At 67.9% G+C, this 4,871-nt stretch carries 6 protein-coding genes; 3 read left to right on the plus strand and 3 right to left on the minus strand.

Annotated features, from left to right (window positions below; all coding sequences use genetic code 11):
- Positions 1 to 479: 479 nt before the first annotated feature.
- Both ACFWPJ_RS24735 and ACFWPJ_RS24740 read right to left on the minus strand, forming a co-directional pair.
- A complete protein-coding gene (locus tag ACFWPJ_RS24735; RefSeq protein WP_378854771.1) occupies positions 480 to 698 on the minus strand; it encodes a hypothetical protein in 219 nt (72 codons plus the stop codon).
- 242 nt (positions 699 to 940) lie between these two features.
- The gene (locus tag ACFWPJ_RS24740) at positions 941 to 1,399 is read right to left on the minus strand and encodes a Zn-ribbon domain-containing OB-fold protein (protein WP_378854772.1); all 459 of its coding nucleotides are present in this window, start codon (positions 1,397 to 1,399) and stop codon (positions 941 to 943) included.
- Between the two features lie 250 nt (positions 1,400 to 1,649).
- Between ACFWPJ_RS24740 and ACFWPJ_RS24745 the strand changes: the two genes are divergently transcribed.
- Positions 1,650 to 3,917, plus strand: a complete 2,268-nt coding sequence (locus tag ACFWPJ_RS24745; protein ID WP_378854773.1) for an ATP-binding protein — start codon at positions 1,650 to 1,652, stop codon at positions 3,915 to 3,917.
- Between the two features lie 38 nt (positions 3,918 to 3,955).
- On the opposite strand, the gene ACFWPJ_RS24750 is transcribed toward ACFWPJ_RS24745, so the two are convergent.
- Entirely contained in the window at positions 3,956 to 4,228 is a 273-nt protein-coding gene (locus ACFWPJ_RS24750) for an OB-fold domain-containing protein (protein ID WP_378854775.1), read from the minus strand.
- Between ACFWPJ_RS24750 and ACFWPJ_RS24755 the strand changes: the two genes are divergently transcribed.
- Both ACFWPJ_RS24755 and ACFWPJ_RS24760 read left to right on the plus strand, forming a co-directional pair.
- A complete protein-coding gene (locus ACFWPJ_RS24755; protein ID WP_378854776.1) occupies positions 4,161 to 4,439 on the plus strand; it encodes a hypothetical protein in 279 nt (92 codons plus the stop codon). The genes ACFWPJ_RS24750 and ACFWPJ_RS24755 overlap by 68 nt on opposite strands.
- A gap of 217 nt (positions 4,440 to 4,656) precedes the next feature.
- A partial coding sequence (locus ACFWPJ_RS24760; protein WP_378854774.1) for an NB-ARC domain-containing protein occupies positions 4,657 to 4,871 on the plus strand: 215 nt, incomplete at its 3' end.

Raw genomic sequence — 4,871 nt, forward strand, 5'->3', positions numbered from 1 at the left:
TCCGGTCACGGTGTGCTTTTCCGTGTTTCGGCCGCATAGGGCCCAGCCGAGCGCGCCCCGTACTCACTCTGGCCGACTCTCTGGATGGAGCCCCGCCCGCTGGAAAGTCCTTGCGGCACTGGCAGTGTGGGGTCAGGGGTTCGAGTCCCCTCAGCTCCACCGCAGACAAAAGGTCCGGCTTTCGAGCCGGACCTACTGTCGTTTCAGCCGCGCATCCGGTCAGCCTCACCAGCGCGATCTCGACCGCTGATCGAACGCTCTGATGTCCCCGGTCTGCACGGAGTCCTCACCGGCCTGGACCGGGAGTCGATCGAAATGCGTGAGGTCCCGGTGACGGGCGGGCTGGATCACGCCCCACGTCTTGGACCTGAACGGACAGTGAGGTCGGAGCGGTTGACGATACGGCGTGCTGGCAGTCGGAACGTCGCGTCCTGCGCGCTGGCAGGGCTTCTTCTGGGGCGGGGTGTCGTCGTCGGTGTCTACTGGGGGATGACGATGGGCCCGCAGGAGTTGGCGCCGACGGCGCATCCGATCGCAGTGAACACGGACTGCAGCAGATCGGCGGAGCCGGTGCCCAATGAGCTGCTGTCCGACACCAGCGGGGACTCCGCGGCGGCGGGACCGGCGGCGGTGACCAGTCCGACGGTGATCACGAAGGCTGCGGTGCCGGTGCGCAAAGCACGCGTGGTGAGGTTCATGTCGGAAGCATACGGTTGATCTACTGGGTTCCGAGCGCCCCAAAACCCGGGGGCACCGGTGTGGATTTCAGGACTGGAACGAGGTGGCCTCATGACCGGTACAGGCCACTCGGGGTCGGGACGACTTCGACGAGAGCGACCGGTGATGACTACACGTGGTGACCAGAGTACGACTTCGCCGGCGCGGCGGCCGTCGAGCTGAACGCGTCGTAGTCGGGGCGCAGCGCGAGGGTTGTGCGGCGCTAGACCGTGGCGAGTTCCGGGCTGATCCGCTCGGTGGACGTGTGCTGAACCATCGACTGGTGGAGGTCGGTATCGACGGCGAAGACGGGGAACCTGTCCTCCGCCGGGCACGGCTGAAATCGCACGCGCACCGGGCGGCCGCGCAGCGCCGGGACTTCCCCTTCGATCGACGTGTAGACCCACGGACCCTCGTCGAGTTCGACGATGGCGATCGTCAGCGGCCGTATGCCGCGCATTCCGGTCGCGGCGCGATCCACGACCCGCCACGACACGATCGAACCGGCGCCGCAGGACGGCAACCACTCGAGGCTGTCCGATGGGCAGGACGAGCAGCAGGCAGTCAGCGGCGCGAACAGCTTGTCGCAGCGGGTACACCGGCGAATCATCAACGTGTCGTCGTCGTGCCGCGCGTTGCCTTTGCCGGCGCTACCGCGGTTCGCTGCTTCAGGTGGGTACATCGAGGCCTCCGGGAGATGGTGCTGACGGTTGCTTCAGCGTCTCCTGTGTGCGGAGTCACGGGGACGGTAGATATACCCGTTTTGTGAAGAACGGGCTGGTCTGGCGCGTATCCGGCAGGTGCGGTGGTGTCGGAGGCCGATCGGGTTCGGTTGTGGTCAACACGGCGTAGCCTGGCGCTTGGACCCCACCGTCACCGAATGCGAGGCATGTGCGATGCCGCCAGCCTGCCAGGGCAATCTCCCTGCGGAATTGACTCAGTTCGTCGGTCGAGGACGTGAGATCGGCGAGGTCCGGCACATGCTGTCCGAGTCGCGGCTGGTGACGTTGACCGGGATCGGCGGGGTGGGCAAGACCCGGTTGGCGATCCGGGTGGCCGAGGAGGTCCGCCGGGCGTTCGACGACGGGGTCTGGCTGGTCGAGTTCGGCAAGGTTCGCGAGCCGGAATTGGTGGCCGGGGCTGTCGCGTCCGCCTTGAAGCTGACCGGCCGGACTGCCCAACCCCCGCTGGAACTGATCGTCGAGCACATCGCCTCCCGTCATCTGCTCCTGGTGTTCGATAACTGCGAGCACCTGGTGGACGCGATCGCCGTGGTGACCGAATCGCTGCTGCGCGCCGCGCCTGGTCTGCACATCCTCGCGACCAGCCGGGAACCGGTCGGTATCGGTGGGGAGGTGGTGGTCCCGGTGCCGCCGCTGACGGTTCCCGGGGCCGAGAGGTCGCCGAGTCTGCGCGCGATGTTGCGGTGTGACGCGGTGGCCCTGTTCGTCGACCGCGCGCGTTCGGCTGTCCCCGGTTTCGAGTTGACCGAGGACAGCAAGATCGCTGTCGCCCGCATCTGCCGGCGGCTCGAGGGCCTGCCGCTGCCGATCGAGTTGACGGCGGCCAGGCTGCGGGCGATGTCGCCGGAGCAGATCCTGCAGCGGCTCACCGACCGGTATCGGCTGCTGATCGGTGGCGGTCGCGCGGCGCCGACCCGGCAGCAGACGCTGCGCCAGTGCGTCGACTGGAGCTATGACCTGCTCACCGACCGCGAGCGGGAGCTGTGGGCGCGGGTGACGGTGTTCGCGGGTGGCTTCGAGTTGGACGCCGCGGAGGCGATCTGTGGTGAAGGACTCGAGCCCGGCGATGTTCTCGACCTGGTCGGCTCGCTGGTGGACAAGTCGGTGTTGATCCGGGAGGCCTACGGCGTCCGCGTCCGGTACCGGATGCTCGAAACCCTGCGCGAGTACGGCCGGGAACGGTTGCGCGCCGGCGGTGCCGAGCAGGCGTTGCGGCGTCGTCACCGGAACTGGTTCGGACGACTGGCGCTGCGGGCGTACACCGAGTGGATCGGGCCGAATCAGCTGGAGTGGATCGATCAGCTGAACCGGGAACAGTCCAATCTGCGCGAGGCGATGGAGTTCAGCCTGACCGAGCCCGACGAGGCGGAATCGGCGGAGCGGATCGCGGTCACCCTCTACGAGTTCTGGGTCGCGCGGCAGCGGGTCAGCGAGGCCAGATATTGGCTGGGCCGGGTGCTGGCGAGAACGGGCGGGCTCAGGCTGGAGCACATCGCGGCACTGTGCGCGGACACGGCCTTGGCCGCGCTGCAGACCGATACCAAGTCCGGGGCCGAGCGCATCGAGCAGGCGCGGGTGCTGGTCGAGGGCAGTGGCGACGAGCTGCTGTGCGCGTATGTCGATGGCGCCAGCGGCGTGCTCGGGCTATTTTGTGGCGACCCCCCTGGTGCGGTGACGCAATTGGAGCGCGCCGTGCCGGCGTTCGAGGCCCACGGTGATCTTCTGCATCAAGTGTCGGCTTTGCTGGCACTCGGTGCCGCCTGCTCCCTGTCGCAGGACATGGACCGAGCGGTGGCCTGCCAGGAGCAGGTACTGGCGCTGACCACAGCGCATGGCGAGTCGGTCTACCGGTCCTACGCGCTGGCGCAGCTCAGCTATATGGCAGTCGACCGCGGCGACCTCGAAGCCGGGGCCCCGCTCGTCAAGGAGAGTCTGCGGCACTCCCGGGCGATCGATGACTGGACGGTCGTCGCCAGCTGTCTGGCGACACTGGCCTTTGTCGCGGCCGAGCAGCACCAAGCGGCGCGCGCCGCTGTGCTCGTCGGCGCCGCCATGTCGGTCGGAGAATCCGTGGGCGGCCAGACGGCCAAGATTCTCGAGGTGTTCCGCCACTACGATCAGGCGCAGCAATTCGCCCTGCGCGCGCTCGGGCGGCGCGCCTTCGAGGCGGCGCTGCACCGGGGCCGCGATCTCGACATCGACGCGGCCCTCGCCTTCGCACTCGAGGAGCGACCGCCGGCGACGGAAGAGCCGCCTGCCGCGATGGCCGCACTGACCCGTCGCGAGAAGCAGATCGCCGAACTCATCGCCCAAGGTCTGACCAACCGGGCCATCGCGGACAAACTCGTCATCTCGCAGCGCACCGCCGCGGGGCATGTCGAGCACATCCTGAGCAAGCTGCACTTCACGACACGCGCCCAGGTCGCGGCGTGGGTGGTTGCCCACAACGAGAAGTAGACCGCAGATGCCGATCTCTTCCGGGCAGCTCGGTTTCGCTACGTCGCGGCGAGTGCCGTACTGGTCCCGTCGGCGGACGTGCGCTGCTCGCCGGGCTTTCGGGTATCGGCACTCACGGCGAAGACCGGGAACCTGTCATCCGGCGGACACGGCTGAAATTGCACCCGCACCGGACCGCCCCACGGCACCGGGAATTCCCCCTCGATGGACGTGTAGACCCACGGCCCCTCGTCGAGTTCGACAATGGCGATCGTCAACGGCGCCACACTGTGCATCCCGGTCGCCGCGCGATCCACCACCCGCCAGGACACGATCGAACCGGCGCCGGAGGAAGGCAGCCACTCGAGGCAATCGGATGCGCAGGACGAGCAGTCGACAGCCAGCGGCGCGAACAGCTTGTCGCAGCGGGTACACCGGCGAATCATCAACGTGTCGTCGTCGTGCCGCGCGGTGACGTCGCCGGCGCTGCCGCAGTTCGCTGGATCGGGTGCGTACATCGAGGCCTCCGGGAGATGGTGCTGACGGTTGCTTCAGCGTCTCCTGTCCGCGGCGTCGCGGGGACGGTAGATATACCTGTTTTTGTGAGGGAAACACGGCGTAACCTGGCGCTGGGGACCCTGTCACGACCGAATGTGAGGCCTGCCCGATGCAGCCTGCCACCCGGGGCACGCTGGGGAATCTCCCCGCGGAACTGACTCACTTCGTCGGTCGAGGACGTGAGATCGACAAGGTCCGGCACATGCTGTCCGAGTCGCGGCTGGTGACGTTGACCGGGATCGGCGGGGTCGGCAAGACCCGATTGGCGATCCGGGTGGCCGAGGAGGTCCGCCGGGCGTTCGACGACGGGGTCTGGCTGGTCGAGTTCGGCAAGGTTCGCGAGCCTGAGCTGGTGGCCGGGGCTGTCGCGTCCGCCTTGAAACTGACCGGGCAGACTGCCCAACCCCCGCTGGAACC

The organism is Nocardia sp. NPDC058497, from assembly GCF_042720195.1.
Lineage (GTDB): Bacteria > Actinomycetota > Actinomycetes > Mycobacteriales > Mycobacteriaceae > Nocardia.